The 18468-nt window shown below is 70.7% G+C and carries 12 protein-coding genes; 10 read left to right on the top strand and 2 right to left on the bottom strand.

Annotated features, from left to right (window positions below):
* Positions 1-175: 175 nt before the first annotated feature.
* Entirely contained in the window at positions 176-1483 is a 1308-nt protein-coding gene (locus WME79_RS18585; protein WP_437537541.1) for a sialate O-acetylesterase, read from the bottom strand.
* A gap of 458 nt (positions 1484-1941) precedes the next feature.
* Here WME79_RS18585 and WME79_RS18580 point away from each other — a divergent pair, with 458 nt between their 5' ends.
* The 4 genes from WME79_RS18580 (at position 1942) to WME79_RS18565 (ending at position 8199) form a co-directional block, all read left to right on the top strand.
* Positions 1942-2733 carry a CBS domain-containing protein gene (locus WME79_RS18580; protein ID WP_437537538.1) on the top strand — a complete coding sequence of 264 codons (792 nt, stop codon included), beginning with the start codon at positions 1942-1944 and terminating at the stop codon, positions 2731-2733.
* Positions 2734-2936: 203 nt separating this feature from the next.
* On the top strand, positions 2937-3347 hold the full coding sequence (locus tag WME79_RS18575) for a CBS domain-containing protein (RefSeq protein WP_437537535.1): 411 nt from the start codon (positions 2937-2939) through the stop codon (positions 3345-3347).
* Between the two features lie 197 nt (positions 3348-3544).
* Positions 3545-5278 carry an acyl-CoA carboxylase subunit beta gene (locus WME79_RS18570; RefSeq protein ID WP_437537532.1) on the top strand — a complete coding sequence of 578 codons (1734 nt, stop codon included), beginning with the start codon at positions 3545-3547 and terminating at the stop codon, positions 5276-5278.
* Between the two features lie 2 nt (positions 5279-5280).
* Positions 5281-8199: a biotin carboxylase N-terminal domain-containing protein gene (locus tag WME79_RS18565; protein WP_437537529.1), complete on the top strand. Its 2919-nt coding sequence runs from the start codon at positions 5281-5283 to the stop codon at positions 8197-8199.
* 25 nt (positions 8200-8224) lie between these two features.
* On the opposite strand, the gene WME79_RS18560 is transcribed toward WME79_RS18565, so the two are convergent.
* Positions 8225-13906: an AAA family ATPase gene (locus WME79_RS18560; RefSeq protein WP_437537527.1), complete on the bottom strand. Its 5682-nt coding sequence runs from the start codon at positions 13904-13906 to the stop codon at positions 8225-8227.
* A 267-nt stretch (positions 13907-14173) separates the two neighbouring features.
* On the opposite strand from WME79_RS18560, the gene WME79_RS18555 reads away from it, so the two are divergent.
* From WME79_RS18555 to WME79_RS18530, 6 genes are read left to right on the top strand one after another with little or no spacing between them, the layout of a single operon-like run.
* Entirely contained in the window at positions 14174-14740 is a 567-nt protein-coding gene (locus WME79_RS18555; protein WP_437537524.1) for a hypothetical protein, read from the top strand.
* Between the two features lie 53 nt (positions 14741-14793).
* Positions 14794-14922 (top strand): FAD-linked oxidase C-terminal domain-containing protein, encoded by a 129-nt coding sequence (locus WME79_RS18550; RefSeq protein ID WP_437539873.1) that lies wholly within the window; start codon positions 14794-14796, stop codon positions 14920-14922.
* Positions 14923-14979: 57 nt separating this feature from the next.
* The gene (locus WME79_RS18545; RefSeq protein WP_437537521.1) at positions 14980-16038 is read left to right on the top strand and encodes a hypothetical protein; all 1059 of its coding nucleotides are present in this window, start codon (positions 14980-14982) and stop codon (positions 16036-16038) included.
* A complete protein-coding gene (locus WME79_RS18540) occupies positions 16038-16634 on the top strand; it encodes an RNA polymerase sigma factor (protein WP_437537518.1) in 597 nt (198 codons plus the stop codon). The genes WME79_RS18545 and WME79_RS18540 overlap by 1 nt, the downstream gene beginning before the upstream one ends.
* A complete protein-coding gene (locus WME79_RS18535; protein ID WP_437537516.1) occupies positions 16631-17431 on the top strand; it encodes a hypothetical protein in 801 nt (266 codons plus the stop codon). Before WME79_RS18540 ends, WME79_RS18535 begins: the two co-directional genes overlap by 4 nt.
* Positions 17432-17484: 53 nt before the next feature.
* Positions 17485-18408, top strand: a complete 924-nt coding sequence (locus tag WME79_RS18530; RefSeq protein WP_437537513.1) for a fibro-slime domain-containing protein — start codon at positions 17485-17487, stop codon at positions 18406-18408.
* The last annotated feature ends 60 nt before the right edge of the window (positions 18409-18468 follow it).

Genomic DNA, 18468 nt, shown 5'->3' with positions numbered 1-18468 from the left:
ACCTGACGACGGACCCCTGCGCCTCCCCTGACACGATGAACCTCCGCGTCGCCATGAGAGGCGACGACGAGGCCTCTCCCACGAAGCGCGGCGCGGCTGCTCCACCACGCGTGGCGCAGCCGGCGCCCTCGCCCCTCCCCGCTCTACCAGCTCTCCACGAAGCGCCGCTCGGCGCTCAGCCCTGCCCGTGCCCGCGCGAGCGGCGCAGGCGCAGGCCCGCGAACGCGACCAGCGCGAGCGCTGCCGCCGCCGTCCCGGCGCCCTGGCCGGCGGCGGTCCGGCAGCCGCAGCCGCCGCTCCCGCCGGTGGTCCCGGGCGCGACCCCGCCCGAGCTGGCCGCGGCCTCGGCGCTGCCCATCGCCGCCGCGCTCCCGCTCGATACGGCCGTGGCGCCCCTTCCTCCCTCGCCTGCGCTCCCGGCGCCGCCCGCCGCCGCCGTGCTCCCGCTCGATGCGGCGGTGGCGCCGCCTCCCGTGGCGCCCCCTCCCGTGGCGCCCCCTCCCCCTGCGGCCGCGCTCGCGGTGCTGCTCGCCGACGACGCGCTCGACGAGCCTTCCTCGCGGACCAGCGCGAGGTACGCGTCGGCGAAGCGCTCGCCGAGGAGCTGGTACGCGGCGGAGTCGAAGTGATACGTGTCGTCGGGCGCTCGCGCGGTGAAGTCGTCGGTGTCGACCCAGGCGACCCGCGGGTCCTCCTCGGCCACGGTCACCTGCGCCGCGCGCACGGCGTCGATGTTCGCCTCCTTTCCGGCGGCGATGGGCCCGCCGTTCGCGGGATAGAGGTTGTCGCTGATCCTGCCGAGCACGACCGGGAGCCCAGGGACGCGGAGGTCCGCGCGGATCGCCGCGATGAAGCCACGCAGCGTGTCGCCATAGGAGAACGCGGCCGACCACCCCGCCTCGTTCTCGCCCTGCATCCAGACGAGCGCGGCGATCTCGTACGGCTGCCCCTCCGACTCGAGCCGCGCCAGGGCGCCGTCGAGCCGCGTCACCTCCTCGGGGTAACGGAGGGCGCGGTCGCCCTCGTACGTCGCGGAGTCCAGCTTGCCGAGGAGCGCGTGGTAGAGCTGCGATTTGTGGAGCACCTCGGGATCCGGGGCGAGGCCGCGCCCCCAGTGATCGACGAGGTTGGTGCCCCCCTGCGCCATCTTCACGATCGCGATCCGGTGCTCCGGGTACGCCGCGGCGATCGCGCGGCCGAACGTGATCTCGGGCCCGTAGCGGCGGGCTTCACCCTTCGGCTCGAGCGGCCCCCAGTCGGCGCTCGTCGCCTGGGCGTACGGCCCTCCCTCGCGCGCGTCGGGGTTGTAGTGGTCGTACCAGATGTCCGGCTGGCTCTGGAGCTCGACCGGGAGCTGGCGGCCCACGCCGTAGCCGACCATGTTCGACTGGCCCGCGAGGACGAACACCTTCACTGGCTGCGCGATCGCGGGAGCGGAGACGGACAGCACGAAAGCCGCCAGGGCGATGCAAGACCGCTTCATGGCGCTGTGTATCCCCCGCGCGCGGTGGAACGTCAACACGGCGGGATCGCGATCGACCGGAGAGAGCGCGCAGCGCTCCGGCGCCGTGGCGATCGAGGAGAGTGCGCGGAGAGACCACAACGCACGAGGATGGGAGCCTTGTTTACCAGGCGCTCGCCTGGCGTCCTCAGGACACCTATCGGGCGTTTGTGTGCCTGGTAGGCGCGCGGTTCCGTCCGCGCGCTGGGCTCTTCGCGCGAGCCGACGGCGAGCTCCTCTCGCGAGCGCCGTGAGCGGTCTCCTCGCCAGGCGGCCCGCATCCGTTTCGCCGCGGCGCAAACGGCGCGTGGAGGCGCAGACCTGGCCGCGGCGGGCCAGGGCAGCCGCAGCGCGCCGGGGATCTCGCGTGCGTGGCACGGACGATGCTCATCCCATGACGCGCCTCGAGCGAAGAACGCAGAGGCGAACGGGAGACGACGATGACAACCCTTGGACCTACCGGCGGAGAGCGCCAGATCCCGCACCACACGATCCGCAGCGCACACATCGTTGGAGACGACGGCGAGGAATCGGTCCTGGCGACCGTCTACTGTCCGTTGCGGGAGCGCTCGGCCACGGTGCGCGAGTGCGAGTCGTGCCGTCGCTTCCATGCGCTGCACTTCGACAAGATCTCGCGCACGACGGCGGTCGTCTGCGATGCCAGCCCGGCGGCGTCGGGCACCGCGGACGCCGATCCGCTGCGCAGCGTGGGCGTGGACGTGCCCGTGAACCCGGAGGCGCCGCTCGCCGAGATCATGACCAAAGACGTCATCTGCATCCGATCGGAGGTCTCCCTCGACGACATCACGGCCCTGCTCGTCCGCTACGAGATCAGCGGGATGCCCGTGGTGGACGCGGCGGGCAGGCCGGTCGGCATGGTGTCGCGGGCCGACGTGCTCCGGGCAGCCGAGGAGCGCGGCGACACCGAGGAGGCGCAGCGAGTGGCCGTGCGGTCGGGCGAGGCCGCGCCGCTCGATATGGAGCAGGGCTTCCATGTGGTCGAGCCCGTCAGGGTCACCGCGCGCAACGTGATGACGCCCGTGGTGGTGCAGCTTCATGAGAGCGCCAGCATCCGGCAGGCCGCGTCGCTCATGGCGTACGAGGGCGTGCACCGGCTGCCGGTCGTCTCGGACGACGGCAAGGTCGTCGGCATCGTGTCGTCGCTCGACGTGCTGCGGTGGTTCGGGCGGTGCTGCGGGTACCTGATCCCGCTCTCGCGCAAGCGGGCCTGAGGGGATCCCCCGCCGGTGAGGCTCGCGCGCCGCACACCCGCCGAGGATCGCAGCGCGAGCGCCGCGCCCGGCGGCCTGCATCGCGCGAGTCCACATCGTCGCCAATCGTGCCCGATCGTGGCAAACCGAGCTCGTTCGAAGGACGCCGTATCGAGCAGATCGGATCGATCACATCACGAACCTCCAGCGCCGGAGGAGGCCCCATGAGCTCTTCGACCATTCGCATCCAGGACTGCATGACCCGAAGCCCACACTCCATCGGCGCCGATCAGAAGGTCGGCCTCGCCCGCGCGCTCATGCGCGGACATCGCATACGGCACCTGCCGGTGCTGAGCGGCGGCCGGCTGGTCGGTATCCTCTCCGAGCGGGACATCTACTGGATAGAGACGCTCAAGGAGCAAGCGGGAGATGAGCTCGCCGTCAGCGAGGCCATGTCGCCGTGCCCCTACGCCGTCGCGCCGAGCGCGCCGCTCTCCGAGGTGGTCCGCGAGATGGCCGAGCACAAGTACGGCTCGGCGGTGGTGCTGAACGGCGCACAGGTCGTCGGCGTCTTCACGACGACCGACGCGCTCGCCGTGCTGGCCGCCGTGCTCACCGAGAACGAGACGTCCTGACGGCGAACCGGTCGAGCTGGGCGCGGGTTGCCTGCCCGCGCGCGGTGAACGCCCATCGCGGCGTGGGGCTGCAGACCCGGACCGCGCAGCGCCGCGGGCCGAGCCTCGTGCCGCGCCCCACACGCCGGCGCGCGCCTCGCCGGGCGCGCGAGGTGCGCCCCCGGATCCTGCCATGATATAGAGCGGCTCGCCCGTCCATGAGCCCTCTTGATCACAACGATGTCGCCGTGAAGCCCTCCGCCCTCGTGCCCTCGCTCGACGATCCGCTCGACGAGGGATCCGGGCCGCCGGCCGCGCCTGCCTCGGCGTATGACGCGGCGCTCCGGGAGGCAGAGGAGCTCCGAAAGCGCCCCTATGTCTCCGCGGGCCCGGAGAGCATCATCCGGCAGCACAGCAAAGGCCGGATGACGATCTGGGAGCGCATCCGGGTGCTCACGCCCGAGCCGCCGCGGGTCGTCTTCGAGAACTGGGGGCCCAACCTGGACGGCGCCTCGCTGGTCACCGCGATCCTGCGCATCGGCAGCCGCGACGTGGCGCTGTACGGCCACGATTTCACGATCCGCGCCGGGTCGATGGACGCGACGAACGGCCGCAAGCTCGCGCGGCTGTTCCAGCTCGCGGGAGAGCGAGGGATCCCGCTCATCGGCCTCAACGACAGCGCCGGCGCCTACGTCCCTGCAGGCGTCGGCGGGCTCGACGGCTACGCCGAGGCGTTCGCGGCGCTGCGCAAGATCAGCGGCGTGGTCCCGAGCATCATGTGCATGTTCGGGTTCAACGCGGGCGGCGGCTCCTACCTGCCGCGGCAAGGCAGCTTCGTCATCCAGCCGGGCGGGACGTTCTTCGGCCTGACCGGGGCGGCGGTCGTCAAATCGGTCCTCGGCGAGGTGGTCTCGCCCGACGACCTCGGCGGCCCGCGCGTCCACGGCGCCTCGGGGGTGGCCGATCTCACGGTGCCAGACGAGGTCGGCGCGCTGCGCACCACCGTCCGGCTGCTCGGTTACCTGCCGAGCAACAACCGCGAGAGCGCGCCTTTCCAGCGGACGAGCGATCCGGTGGGCCGGGAGACGACCGAGATCGACACGCTCCTCCGCAGGACGATCTCGTCGCCGACGGGCTACAACACGCCGCTCGATATCAACATCATCATCCAGCGCATCTGCGATCACGGCGACTACTTCGAGGTGCAGCCGCAGCGCGCGCGCAACACGATCACCGCGTTCGGGCGGGTCGGCGGGCGCGTCGTCGGCTTCGTGGCGAACAACAGCGCGGTCGCGTCGGGTCAGATCGACGTGGCGGCCGCGTACAAGAACGCGCGCTTCATCCGCTTCTGCAACCTCTACAACGTCCCGCTCCTCTTCATGGAGGACACCACCGGGTTCCTCCCGGGCAGGGAGCAAGAGGCGATGGGCATCGTGCAGGCCGGCCGGGCCATGCTCGACGCGATCATCGACGTGCGCACCCCGCGCATCCTGCTGCTCGTGCGCAACGCGTTCGGCGGCGCCTATGCCTCGTTCAACAACTACGCGACCGGCGCGGACGTCGTGCTCGCGCTCCCCACGACGCGCGTCGCGGTGATGGGCCCCGCCGGCAAGGAGTTCGTCTACAAGGACGAGCTCCGCAAGGTGCGCGCGCAGGCGAGCGCCAGGGAGAAGGCCGGCGTCAAGGAGCGGCTCGCCCGCGGCCTCGACGAGGCGAAGGCGAAGGCGGAGGCCCGCGACGAGGCCGCGGCGTGGCTGAAGGCGAGAGAGGCCGAGTTCAGCGCGCGGTATGAGCGGGAGCTCATGAACCCGCGCGAGGGGCTCAGCCTGGGCTCCATCTCGCGGCTCGTGATGCCGCGCGAGCTCCGCTCGGTGATCGCAGAGAACCTCGAGTTCCTGCTGCGGCACTACCAGCCAGGGCCGTTCACCGGTGTTCAGCGGGAGTTCCATTGATCATGGATGGATTCGAGACCAAGCGAGGTTACGACCACAACCCGAGGGTGGTGCGCGACCGCAGGCTCGGCCGTTCGGCCTCGGCGTGGGCGCGCTCCTTCGCCGCCGACGACGTGCGACCGCTGATCGTCTGCCGGGGCCCGATCCGGAAAGAGGCGATGGATGTCTTCGCCCAGATGGGGATCGAGCATTACGGCATCCTCCTGTCGGAGAAGGACTCGATCGTCTACACGCACGCCCTGGCGCCTGAGCTGCGCTGCATCCACCCGGCGCACGTGCACCGCGTGAAGGACTATACCGGCGCCACCAAGGACGAGCGCGTCAAGCTGATGCAGGAGATCGTCGCGATCGCCCGGGCCGGCGGCTATACACACGTGTTCGCGGGCTACGGCTTCATGGCCGAAGACGAGGAGTTCGTGCGCACGCTCGAGGAGGCGGGGCTCGTCTTCATCGGCCCGCGCTCGTCGGTGCAGCGCGCGGCCGGGCTCAAGGACGAGGCGAAGCGGACGGCGCTCGCGACCGCGGTCAGCGTGACGCCCGGCATCGACGACGCGACCCGGCGGATCGTGCTCCGCAGGTGGCCCGATCACGCGGCGCTGCGCGCGGCCGCGGCAGACCGCGGGCTGCTCGTCGAGGGCGCCGCGGGCGCGCGGCTCGCCGACGGGATCCCGCTCGCCGAGGCGGCGGACGCCCTGCTCGCGGCGGCGTACGCGCGGCGCGTGGATCTCTACACGACCGACGAGCTCTGCGAGGAGCTCGAGCGAGGCGCGGCCGAGCTCCTCGCCCGCCACCCGGGGCGGCGGATCCGGCTCAAGGCCATCGGCGGCGGCGGCGGCAAGGGGCAGCGGCTCCTCGCCGGCATCGCGCCCGACGCGGCGCCCCCCGAGGCCGCGGCGCGGGCGCGGGCGGCCGAGGTCCCCGCGCTGGCGCGGGAGGTCCTCGCGGAGGTGAAGGCCGCGGGCGTCGGCGACAACAAGAACATCCTGCTCGAGCTCAACGTCGAGGAGACGCGGCACAACGAGATCCAGCTGATCGGCAATGGCGCGTGGTGCGTCGCGCTGGGCGGGCGCGACTGCTCGCTGCAGATGCACGAGCAGAAGCTGCTCGAGGTGGCGATGACGCAGGAGGGGCTGCTCGAGGCGATCGAGCGGGCGCGCACGGCCGGCGAGGCGCCGCGCGCGGCGTCGCTCGAGCGCGAGCGCGCGTCGCTCGCCCGGATGGAGGCCGAGGCGGAGCGGTTCGGGCAGGCGGTGGGGCTGAACTCGGCCTCGACGTTCGAGTGCATCGTCGAGGGGGATCATCACTACTTCATGGAGGTCAACACCCGGATCCAGGTCGAGCACCGGGTGTCGGAGCTCTGTTATGCCCTCCGCTTCGAGAACCCGGCCGATCCGGCCGACGCGTTCGAGGTGACGTCGCTCGTCGAGTGCATGGTCCTCCTCGCGCGCCACGGCGAGCGGCTGCCCCGGCCGATCCGCGTCCGGCGGGAAGGGTCCGCGGTGGAGGCGCGCCTCAACGCGACGAACGGCGCGCTGGAGCCCCACGCGGCCGGCGTCATCGTGTCCTGGAGCGCTCCGCACCCGCACGAGATCCGCGACGATCAGGGCATCTGCGTGAAGAACCCCGACACGGGGGTGTTCATGCATTACCGGGTCGCCGGCGCCTACGACAGCAACATCGCGCTCCTCGTGACCTACGGCGCCTCGCGCGAGGAGGCCTACCAGCGGATCTGCGAGATCCTCCGCACGACCACGCTGCGCGGCAGCGATCTTCACACGAACCTCCTGTTTCATTACGGGCTCGTGCACTGGTTCCTCGCGCGGAGCGTGTGGGCGAAGCCGACGACGGGCTTCGTGGTCCCGTACCTCACGCAGGTCGGCCTGCTCGCGGTGGAGCTCGGGGGGCTCGATTTCGACGCGATGTGGGCCGAGCTCGGCGCCCGCCACGAGCGCCGCCTCGCGGCGCGGGCCGGGGCCGCGGACGCGACCGGCGGAGGAGCGCTGAAGAAGGTCCTCACGCTGAAGGACACGCTGGTGCGCCGCCCCGTGGAGAAGATCTGCGCGGAGCCGCACCTCCTGTCGGCGTGGCTCAGCCGGAGCATGGGGTCGTTCGAGATCCGGTCGGGGCGGGTGCGCTGGCTCAAGAACCCGATCGAGGTGCTCGCGGACACGTACTGGCTGCTCAACATGACGGCTCATCCGCACGCGCCCGCGGCCCATGTGATCTGGGATCACGACCAGGAGGTGCTCTCGCGGGCGCTCGGCTTCTACCGGCGCGTCGGCGAGCGGATGGGCCAGGCGGGCGGCGCGCCTTCGTGGCCCGAGCTGCGAGCGCACCTGTCCGGGAATACGGCGCCTCACGGCTACGACGCCGAGCTCTGGGGGCGGGTTCGCGGCTCCCACCTCGGCTTCCAGGCGGGCCTGGAGCTCCTCGACGCGCTGGTCCTCGCGGGGGACGCCGCGCGCTTCTTCGAGCTCCGCGCGCGGGAGGACGGCACGGTCGCCATCCCCGAGCGCCTGCTCGATCGCGAGCTCTCGGCCCGCATGCGCAAGGTCCTCGCGCCGCCGCCCGCCATGCGGGCCAACGAGATCGTCGCGGTCACCGGCGGCATGTTCTACGCGCAGGAGGCGCCGGACCGGCCCCCGTTCGTGACGAAGGGCAGCCGCTTCGCCGCCGGCGATCCGCTCTACGTGATCGAGGTCATGAAGATGTTCAACAAGGTGCTCGCGCCGTGCTCCGGCACCATCGAGGAGGTGCTCATCGACGGCGGCGAGGGGACGATCGTGCAGAAGGGCCAGCCGCTCTTCCGCGTGAAGCCCGACGAGGTGTTCGTGGAGGAGGACTCGGCCGAGCGCGCGCGCCGCCGGCGCGAGACGACGCTGCGGTACATCGACGCGATCTTCGACGCCGAGGGCCCCTGAGGCCGCCGCGAGCACGACAACCTGCTCACGCCGCGGGAGGCGGGGGCGCCGGCCCTGCGCAGGGAAGCTCGACGATGAAGGTGGCTCCGGCGCCAGGCTGGCTGTCGCACCGGATCGAGCCACCGTGGTCCTCCACGATCTTGCGGCAGATGTACAGTCCGAGGCCCAGCCCGCCGTAGTGCCGCTCCGAGACGGCGCGCTCGAAGCGCTCGAAAATGCGGCTGCACTGCGCCGAATCGATGCCGATGCCGTGGTCCCGGACGGCGAGCCGGGCCACGCCGTTCTCGGCGCCCACGGCGATCTCGATCGGCTTGCCGGCGCCGAACTTGATCGCGTTGCCGAGGAGGTTGGTGACGACCTGGTCGAGGCGGGATCGATCCCAGCGCCCCACGACCGGCACATCGCCGCGGATCGAGATCGCGCACCGGGCCCTCGCCAGATCGGCCTCGAAGCGCGCAACCACCGCGCGGACGAGGGCCCCGAGGTCGACGTCGCTGAGCTCCAGCGCGCGGGGCCTCGACTCGATGCGCGAGACGTCGAGCAGATCGTTGATGAGCCGGGTCAGCCGGGTGGTCTGCCGCGAGAGGCGCTCGAGCCTCTGATCCATGACCTGCGGATCCACAGGGCGCCCCACGCCTACCGCGCGGCGAAGGGATTGCACCGAGAGCGTGAGCGAGGTCAGCGGCGTATTCAGCTCGTGGGTCGCGACGGAGAGGAACTCGCTGCGGGCGCGAACGGCCTCCTGGGAGGCGCGGTAGAGCCGGGCGTTGTCGATCGCGATCGCCGCGCGATGCGCGACCTCCTGCGCCAGATCGAGGTCGGCGCGCCCGTAGCGGCGCCCCGACGCGCCCGAGGAGAGGGTGATCGCCCCGAGCCTCTGGCCGCGCACAACGAGCGGCACCGAGAGCCCGGTCCGCGTGCCGAGCTCCCGGAGTAATCGAAAGTGCTCCTCGTCAACGCACATCGTTCGCAGGATCTCGTCTGGCAGCTCGGGCATGAGGAGCGGCGCTCCGGTACGGAGGACCGTACTCGACGGGTGGGGTGAGCCCCAGCGCGGCGGATACCGGAGCTGAAGCTCCTTGAGGACAGGCTCCTTCTCGGGGTCTCTGTGCGCGCCAGCCAGGCGGCGGAGCTCTCCGTCTTCCACGATATCGATCGAGCACCAGTCGGCCAGGGTCTGCACGCAGACCTCTCCGAGGCGGGCGAAGGTCGCCTCGTAGTCGAGCGATTCCGACAGGACGACGCCGGCCTCGGCGAGGAACGCGGATCGGCGCTCGGCCTCCTCGGCCGCCGCCCTCGCCGTCCGCTCCCTGGCGAGAAGCCGCGCGTTCTCCAGGGAAATCGCCGCTTGCGTGGCGAGCAGCTCCAGGGCGGCGAGCCGATCAGGGGTGAAGGCGCCGGAGAGGAGGTTGTTTTCGAGGTAAAGCAGCCCGACCGCCTCGGCCTGCCTGAGGATGGGCATGCAGAGGACCGACCTGGGCCGGCTCCGAGCGAAGTAGCCGTCGCTCGCGAACTTGCCCGCATGGGCGGCGGCGTCGCTCAGGATGACCCGCTCCTTGGTCCGGTTCGCGTAGTGGATGAGCGACGCAGGGACGCGCGGCGAGCCGTCCAACGGCTCCGAGCCGAGGAGGGTCGTCGTCGCCCCGCGCTCTCCGAGGCTCGCCTCCGCCTCGATCGAGATGCCCTGGTCCTGGCACAGGAGGAGGCAGGCCCTCTCCGCGCCTCCCTGCTCTAGCACGATCCGGAGCAGCGTGCGGATGAGCTCGTCGAGCACGATCTCACCGGAGATGGTCTGCGAGGCCTTGGTCACCGAGGAGAGGTCTAGCTGATCGGAGCCCACCGTAACGGTGGCGGTGGGCGGGGGAGACCGCCGCTCGACGAGGTGGGGATTCTGCCGGTCGAGCTGCCTCACCTTGCCGTGCGCGCCCCAGCGGGCGTAACAGGCACGGGCGTTGCGGAGGTACAGATCGGCGAACTCCTCGAGCCCCCGCGCTCGGTAGAACCGCGACGCGACCTCATAGGCCACGGCTTCGTTCTGCACGAAGCCATTGTCGCGCGCCGAGCGGACGGCCTCCTCGAAGAGGCGCTCGGCGTCGAGATGGCGGCCCTCGATCCGGGCGACCTCGGCCTGGACGAGGGCGTGGCGGTTCTGGAAGTTCGCGGCGCAGTGCTCTGCCCAAAACGAGATCTTCCGCGATTGCACCTCGAGCAGCTCTGCGAATTGCCGTTGTTCCACGGCAGGTGCATCTGCGTACATCGCCGTCAGCGTGAGCGCGTAGTAGAAGTGGTGCGTCGTCTCGTTGGCCAGGGCCATCACTTCGCGCAGCATCGGCGCAGCGCGGGCCGCGGCCTGCAGCGCTTCGGCATATCGCCCATCGATGAACGCCGCGACCTGCTTCATGATGTGAAAGAAGGCGACCCCGATCCCGAAGCCGGCCTTCTCCATCGCGAGGACACACTCCACCTCGTCATAGGTCTCGTCGTTGAAGCTCGTGGACGCCTGTGTCACCCCACTCAAGCTCGCCGCGAACTGCTCCTCGGTCCGGAGGAGGCCGCACACCAGGCCGTTGTGGCTCTTCTCGGCGAACGCCTGGTACCTCCGCGAGACCTCGATGACATGCTCGATCCGGGCGCCGCTCTCCACGACAAGCCACACCTGGTTGAAGGAAGAATAACCGGCAAAGACAAAATCACCGACATCGCAGCAAGCGGCATAAGCCTGCTCCATCATGGGAAGGAGCGCCGCGAAGGGCATGCACCAGACGCTGACGAGGGCCGCGTGGTGAAAGAGCAGCCTCCCCTTCAGCGCCACACCGTTGAACCTCTCATTCAGCCTGAGCGCCATCTCGGAGAACTGGAACCCCCATGGGATGTTGCCGTACCTCGACACCAGCAGGGCGGCGTAACAGTTGTAGGCGAAGGAGGACTCTTCGCAGTTTCCGTACTGCAGGGAGAAGCTCAAGGCCTTCGCGATGACCAGGGGCCAGTACGCCGGTCGCGTGCTGTACGTCGGCGCCATCGCCTCGACGAGCAATCGGATGACGGCCCGCACACGTTCATCCGTGGCCGTGGGCGCGAGCGCGAGGTCGGCGATGGATCGCCCTTGCAGAAGGACCGGGATCTTCTGGAGCTCGGCCTCCACCGCGGCCTGGATCTCGTCTTCGGATCCCGGAAAGGTCACCCCGAGAAGGCGCACCGCCTCGAACATGGTGCTCACGGCGTCACGGAATCGCCCGGCGATCTGGTAGAGGCGCACGCGGAGCCGATGCGCCTTGGCGCGGTCGAGAGGGGAACGGGCGCGCGCGAGGATCAGGTCGAACCGAGCGTCGGCCCGCTGGAAGTCACCGAGGAGGCACTCGCATTCGGCGAGCTCCAGGTGGATCGCGAACGTCTCCTCGTACTGCCTGCTCCAGGCGTCCTCGGGCAAGAGGGATGAAGCCTGGGCGAGGTAACTCTGCGCAGACGCATAGGCGATCGCAGCCTTCGCCTTTGTCCCTGCCAGGAAGTCGAGCCGGCAGAGCGCCTCCTTTTCGCGCGGATCGGTGACGAGATGGGCGCCGCGGTTCCACTGGTTCGCGACATCGAAGATCCGCTCCGCGATCGCGTCCTCGGGCAACCGCGACGCGAGCAGCCGGCCGATCCGGAGGTGCTCTGCGGCCCGCTGCTCCTCCGGCACCAGCGAGTAGGCCGCTTCCTGGACCCGGTCGTGGAGGAACTTGCACGTGCCGTCCAGGTCGAGGACCAGCCCCGCCCGGATGGCCTCCCAGAGGTCCGCGCGCGTGCCCTCTTCCAGGCCGCCGTGGACCATCGCGAGGAGCGCGATCTCCGCGGTGTTCCCCAGACAGGCGAGCTGTTTCAACGCCTCCTGCGTCGCCGGGGGCAGCCTCCGGAGCTTTGCGACCATCAGGTCGACCACGTTGTCCGTGAAGCCCTTCTCACGGATCCTCGCGACGTCCCACCGGAACCGGCCGCTCAGCTCATCGCGCTCGATCAGGCGCTCTTCGTGGAGCGCGGTGAGGAACTGGATAGCAAAGAAGGGATTGCCCGCCGTCTTGTCCTGGATCAGCTCGGCGAGCGGCGCGACGTCCTCGACGGCGCAGTGGAGGGCCTCGCCGACGAACGCGGCGAGCGCCGCGGGCGGGATGGGACCGAGCACGATGTCCGAGACGCGGGCGCCCGCCTGCCGCACCTCGGAGAGGCTCCGCAGGAGCGGGTGAGCGGCGGACACCTCGTTGTCGCGGTACGCGCCGATGACGAGGACGTCCTGCACCTCCGCGTGGGTCAAGATCTCCTGGAGCAGCCCAAGGCTGGCCGAGTCGGCCCACTGCAGGTCGTCGAGGAACAGCGCGAGGGGGCGCTCGTGCCGGGCGAACACCCCGATGAAGCGCTGGAACACCCTGCGGAACCGGTTTTGCGCTTCGACCGGCGGCAGCTCCGGGGCCGGCGGTGGCCGCCCGATGGCGAGCGCGACCTCCGGGATCACGTCGACGATGAGCTGGGCGTTGATCCCGAAGGCCTCGAGGAGCAGCTGCCTCCAGGCGGCGATCTGCTCCTCGCTCTCTGCGAGGATCCAGCGCACGAGCTCCCGAAAAGCCTGGACGAGCGTGGCATAGGGGATATCGCGCTTGTACTGGTCGAACTTCCCCGAGATGAAAAAGCCCCCCTGCCGGACGACCGGCGCCTCGATCTCATGGACAAGCCCGCTCTTGCCGACGCCGGAGTACCCGGAGACGAGCACGAGCTCCGGTGTCCCCGACGCCGCCACGCGGTCGAACGCCTCCTTCAGGACGGCGATCTCCGCGTCCCGCCCGTAGAGCTTCTGGGGGATCTGAAGCTGATCGGACACGTCGCGCTCCCCCGGTGTGAACGGCTCGATCGCCCCGCTCTGGGTCCACGCGGCGAGGCATCTCTCCAGATCGCGCCGGAGGCCGCGAGCGCTCTGATAGCGGTCCTCGGGCGTCTTGGAGAGGAGCTTCAGGACGATCTGCGCGACAGCGTCGGGCACCTCGGGGGCGACCTCCGAGGGGTTGGGCGGGGCGTGGGCGACGTGACAGTGGACCCACGCCACGGGATCATTCGCCTCGAAGGGGAGCCTCCCGGTGAGCATCTGAAAGAAGGTGACGCCGAGCGAGTAGAGATCGGCGCGGCTGTCGATCGCCCGGTTGGTCCGCCCCGTCTGCTCCGGCGCGAGGTAGGGCAGCGAGCCCTCGATGAGGCGCGCCGGCTGCGTGGGCCGGTGCTCCCGGGGGAGACGGGACGCGAGGCCGAAGTCGGTGATCTTCACCTCGCCGCTCGCGGGGCTCACGAGGATGTTCTGGGGCTTCAGATCCTTGTGGAGGATGTCCTTGTCGTGGATCTCCGCGACCGCGCCGGCGATGCGGATGGCGACCGGGAGGAACCGATCCATCGGCATCGGCTCGCCGAGCAGGCCATCGAGTGAGTCAGCGCCGTCGTCCTCAAGGACGAGGGCGGGCATCCCTTGGTACGTCTCGAGGGCAAGCGGCCTGACGACGGCGGGGGTGTCGAACAGCGCTCCGATCTCGTACTCGCGCCTGAGCTGCTCGATCTCCTTCGGTCCGCTGCGCCGCGGGTCGAGCACCTTGAGGAGGACCGAGTGGCCGTCGGCGTCCCTCCGCGCGCGATGAACGACCGCCCTCCCCTCGCCGGAGAGCGTCTCAAGGATCGTGTACCGGGCGGCTGGAGTCATGAATGAGGACCTGAGGGGGCGAGGCTCCACGTCGCTCTGGGCCATGGCTGCAGGTGCCGCCCCCATGAACTCCTCTCCTGGGTGGTGGCCCGATCAGGCGGGGCCATCCGGAAGGCGGGCCGCGCGAAAGCCGCGCGAAAATCGAACGGCTCGGGCTGCACCATGTGGGAGGCGATTGTACTCTTCAATACCGGTGAGGAGGGCAACAATGTGGCCTGCCCCCGCGGCATGCGGTACCCTCATTGCCGAGGGCGCTCGCGCGAGGGGATGACCGACGAACCGAAGGTCAAGGGGGTGGCGTTTCGCTCCGTGGTTGTGAGCTTTGGCAAGCTACGCGGCGAGCCTGTCCAGAAGCTCAGCCTGGATGAGATGTGCGAGCCGCTGCGCGACGGCATCCGTTACGGCAGCCTCGTCTCCACCGGCTGGTACCCGATCGCCTGGTACAAGGACCTGTTCCAGGCCATCCGGCGCACCACCGGCGAAGGCAAAGAGCTCATCCATCAGATTGGCCGCCAGTGCACGCACGACGACATGAGCGGCATCTACAAGGTCATCGCGGGCCTCATCTCCCCTTCCACCCTCTTCTCCCTCAGCCAGCGCGTCTTCTCCAACTACTATTCCGCCGGCCACGTCCGTGTCCTCGAATCCCGCCGCGGCTTCACCCGCGCTCTCTGGATCGGCTGCCAAGGCTTCGACGAGAACATGTGGACCGAAGTCATAGGCTCCTGCGAGCAGCTCCTCATGATCGGCGGCGCCAGCCACGTCCGCCAGCGCATCATCGCCGGCGGCGGCGACAACGACGATCACCTCGAGTTGACCGCACACTGGAGCTGAGGCTCCGCTCGCTCGCGAAGAAACATCGCTGAAACATCGCCGCCTGACACGGAATTGACATACCCACGAGAGGCTCTCTCCCCTATCCTCGCTCGGCCGAGGAGCTCGCGATCCAGCGATCCATCCAGCGGGCGCTCGATCCCCTGAACCTCATGAACCCCGGAAAGCGCCTCGAGGTCTAGGTTCTGTCGAGCGAACGTCGCGAGCGAGCCGTTCCTGGGGCGAGCGGGCGCGGGGCTGTGTCGCTGCTCTGCGCATGCGCCGCGCTCGCGCCTGCCGCGGCGCACGCCGAGTGCGCGCGCGGGGCCGCGGACGTGTCATGGGTCCGCCTGGAGGGGGCCGCGGAGCGGTGCCCCTCGGCGCGACAGGTCCGCGCCGAGATCGCGCGGCGGCTCGGGCGGGAGCTCGCCACGACAGGCGGCGGCGCCTCGATTGAAGCCGTGGTGAAGGGAACCCCCGGGGCATGGTCGGCCGAGATCCGGAGCGTCGGGTGCGACGGGGCGCCGCTCACGGCGCGCAAGCTCGAGAGCAGCGCGGCGACCTGCGAGGCGATCACCAGCGCAGCAACGCTGGTGATCGCCCTCGCCGTCGATCCCACGGCCCCCCTCGCCGCCCCCGCCGCGCCTCCTCCGGCCCAAGGCTCGCCCTCGCCGGGGCCACCGGAAGCCCCGCCGCCAGGAGCCCCGCGACCGGAGCCGCCCCGACGCGCCCCGGCAGAGCCCGCGACGCAGGTGGACGCCCCGCGCCCCGCGCCCCCGCCGCTCCCCGACGCGGAGCAGGCGCCACGCCCTGGGCTCTCGGTCACGCTGCGCGGGCTCGCCACCACGGGCATCCTCCCGGTGGTCTGGCCCGGCGTCGCATGGTCGGCCGGATGGTCCGTCGCGCCACGCTGGACCATCACCTCGGGAATGCTGTGGCTTCCGGAGCAGCGCGCACCCGATCCGGCCTTCGCGTTCGGCCTCACCGCGGGCTGGCTCGGCGTGTGTGCGGAGGCGCTCCGGACCGGGCGGCTCTCGCTTGGCGCGTGTGTCCACGTGCTTGGGGGCGCCGTCCACGCTGTCATCCACGAACACCCGACCGTGCTCCCCGTCGACCCGGGAGCCCGGCTCTGGGTCAGCCCCAGCGTGGGCACGCGCCTCGCCGTGCGCGCCGTCGGTCCGCTCCGCCTCGAGACCGGGATCGATGTTCACTTTCCGCTGACGCGATACCGCTTCCAGCTCCAGGGGAACGAGCGGCCAGCCTTCGAGCAGCCGGTGATGGCCGGCGCGCTCTTCGGTGGGGCCGGGATCGCGTTTTGATGAAGGACCCGCCGGACGCCGGCATTCAGACGAGCGTGGAGCAATGTCTGGACGCAGAGGTCCGCGCCGGACCCAGGCCGCCCCGTGGCTTCGCCGCCGTGCACGCCGAGCACGCCGGCTTCGTGTGGGCCACGTTGCAGCGGTTCGGTGTTCATCCGCCGGACCTCGAGGACGCGTTCCAGGACGTCTTCGTCGTGGTCCAGCGGCGTCTCCCCGCCTTCGACTGGGCCTGTCCGGTCACGACATGGCTCTTCGCCATCTGCCGGCGCGTCGCCGCCTCGCACCGCCGGCGCGCGCAGCGCTCGCCCGTCGGCGAGGACGTCCACGGCGTCGCGGATCCCGCGTCGGGCCCCGAGGAGATCGCCTCCGGGAAGCAGGCGAGAGAGCGGCTCGAGCGCATCCTCCAGGCGATGGACCTCGATCGGCGCGCCGTCTTCGTGATGTTCGAGATCGAGGAGATGCCATGCGGCGAGATCGCCGAGCTGATCGGCATCCCCTTGGGCACTGTCTACTCGCGCCTTCACGCGGCGCGGAAAGAGTTTGCGGCGCTGCTGAAGAGGACCGAGGCCGAGCGCTCGCGACGAGGGGGCATATGAGCGAACCGAAGCGGTGGATCGAAGAGGACGGAGGCGCCCCGGCCGGGGCGCGCGAGCTGCTGCGTTCGGCCGTGCGCCCGCGGCCGATGACGCCCGTCGAGGCGGCGCGCACGGCGGCCCGCGTGGCGCCGCTCGGGGCGGCCCCGAGCGGCGGCGCCGCGCTGCCCATGTGGGCGAAGGGCCTGCTCGTCGTGGCGGGGCTCGGGGCCGGCGGCCTCGCCCTCCACAGCGCCGTTCGCCAAGGCCAGCGCGACGCCGCGCTGGCCCAGCCGCCGCCTCGGCTGGAGCACCTGCCGGCGGAGCGCCTCCTCTCGAACGCGCGGGGCGCCCTGCGCCCCAGGGAGACGGCGCCAGCTGCCTCTGCGCTGGAGCCGCCGTCCGCGGCCGCTGACGCACCCCGTCCGGCCGCGTCCGCCCCTCGCCGGGAGCCGCCGCGCGACGTCGGCCAGGACGTCCGGCAGAGCGAGCCCGCGCCGCCTCCTGCGCCGGCCGGGAGCGCGGCGTCCGACAGCGACGACCTGCTCCGGGAGGCGACGCGCCTGGAGCAAGCCAGGGCGCTGCTCGCGCGGTCGCCGGGGGCCTCCCTCGCGGCGCTGGACGAGCACAGGCGCGAGTTTCCGAGAGGCCAGCTCACGGCAGAGCGGGAGTTCATCGCTATCGAAGCGCTGGTGCGGCTCGGCCGCACGGAGGAGGCGCATGCGCGCGCGGAGGCGTTTCTCACGAGGCATGCGTCGAACCCCTATGCCGAGCGGGTGCGCCGCCTCGTCGGCAGCGCCCCTTCAGGCAGCGCCCCTTGAAACGGCGCGTTCACATGAGTTTGCCTGCAGGACCGGCAAGCTCGGAGGCATCCATGCGACAGGAGACGATCTCGATGAAGCTAGCCCAGCCCACGGCGGCCACCTGCGCGGGAACCCCGCGCTTCCTGGCCGTCCTTCTCTCGACGGGCACGGCGCTCGCGGGGTGCACCACCGAGATCGCCGTCATCGGTCGCGACCTCGGCGCCACGACATCGTCTTCGCCCGCCTCGTCCTCGTCCTCGTCCACCGCCGGCGGTGATGACCCCGGTATCCTCGATCCCGGCGCTGGCGGCGGCTCTCCCCAAGGCACCACCGGCGCTGGCGGGGACGAGCATTGCGAGCCGAAGCTCGCGGGGGTGCTGCGCGACTTCAAGGCCTGGAACTCTGACGGCGGGCACCCCGACTTCGAGTGGTTCTCGGGCGACGGCCTGAAAGGCATCGTCCAGGCCGAGCTCGGCCCCGACGACAAGCCGGTCTATGCCCATGAGGGCGGCACGGAGCACACCACCGGGCCGGAGGCGTTCTATCAGTGGTATCACGACGACCCCACGGTCAACGTATCGTTCCGGTACGACGTCCCTCTCCAGGTGAGCGAACGCGGCCTCGGGAGCTTCTTGGGAAACCAGTTCTTCCCCCTCGACGATCGGGGGTGGGGCAACGAGGGGAACATCCACAACTTCGGCTTCACGTACGAGCTCCACATGACGTTCGACTACCAGCCCGGCGGCGTCTTCTTCTTCAACGGTGACGACGATCTCTGGGTGTTCATCAACAGGCGCCTCGCGATCGACATGGGCGGGCTCCACGTCCCGACCACGGCGCTCCTCGATCTCGACGCGCACGCCGAGGAGCTCGGCATCGAGGTCGGCAAGGAGTATCCGCTCGACTTCTTCTACGCGGAGCGCCGCGGCGGCAGCGCGGTGTTCACGATAGTGACGTCGTTCAAGTTCACGAACTGCAAGCCGATCCTGAGGTAGCGCCGAGAGCGCGCCGCGCGCCAGCTCAGGATCATCCGATGGAACCCAGGGAAGTGGGCT

It is taken from the genome of Sorangium sp. So ce726 (assembly GCF_051521405.1).
Lineage (GTDB): Bacteria > Myxococcota_A > Polyangia > Polyangiales > Polyangiaceae > Sorangium.
Note: the sequence above shows the minus strand (reverse complement) of the source record. Positions and strands in the feature narration are given on the sequence as shown.

Bases quoted from the DNA above. Each gene is read 5' to 3' on its own strand.
- WME79_RS18555 (WP_437537524.1), top strand. From the start codon at position 14,174: ATGACCGACGAACCGAAGGTCAAGGGGGTGGCGTTTCGCTCCGTGGTT.
- WME79_RS18530 (WP_437537513.1), top strand. From the start codon at position 17,485: ATGCGACAGGAGACGATCTCGATGAAGCTAGCCCAGCCCACGGCGGCC.
- WME79_RS18560 (WP_437537527.1), bottom strand. From the start codon at position 13,906: ATGACTCCAGCCGCCCGGTACACGATCCTTGAGACGCTCTCCGGCGAG.
- WME79_RS18570 (WP_437537532.1), top strand. From the start codon at position 3,545: ATGAGCCCTCTTGATCACAACGATGTCGCCGTGAAGCCCTCCGCCCTC.
- WME79_RS18585 (WP_437537541.1), bottom strand. From the start codon at position 1,483: ATGAAGCGGTCTTGCATCGCCCTGGCGGCTTTCGTGCTGTCCGTCTCC.
- WME79_RS18565 (WP_437537529.1), top strand. From the start codon at position 5,281: ATGGATGGATTCGAGACCAAGCGAGGTTACGACCACAACCCGAGGGTG.
- WME79_RS18535 (WP_437537516.1), top strand. From the start codon at position 16,631: ATGAGCGAACCGAAGCGGTGGATCGAAGAGGACGGAGGCGCCCCGGCC.
- WME79_RS18540 (WP_437537518.1), top strand. From the start codon at position 16,038: ATGAAGGACCCGCCGGACGCCGGCATTCAGACGAGCGTGGAGCAATGT.
- WME79_RS18575 (WP_437537535.1), top strand. From the start codon at position 2,937: ATGAGCTCTTCGACCATTCGCATCCAGGACTGCATGACCCGAAGCCCA.
- WME79_RS18580 (WP_437537538.1), top strand. From the start codon at position 1,942: ATGACAACCCTTGGACCTACCGGCGGAGAGCGCCAGATCCCGCACCAC.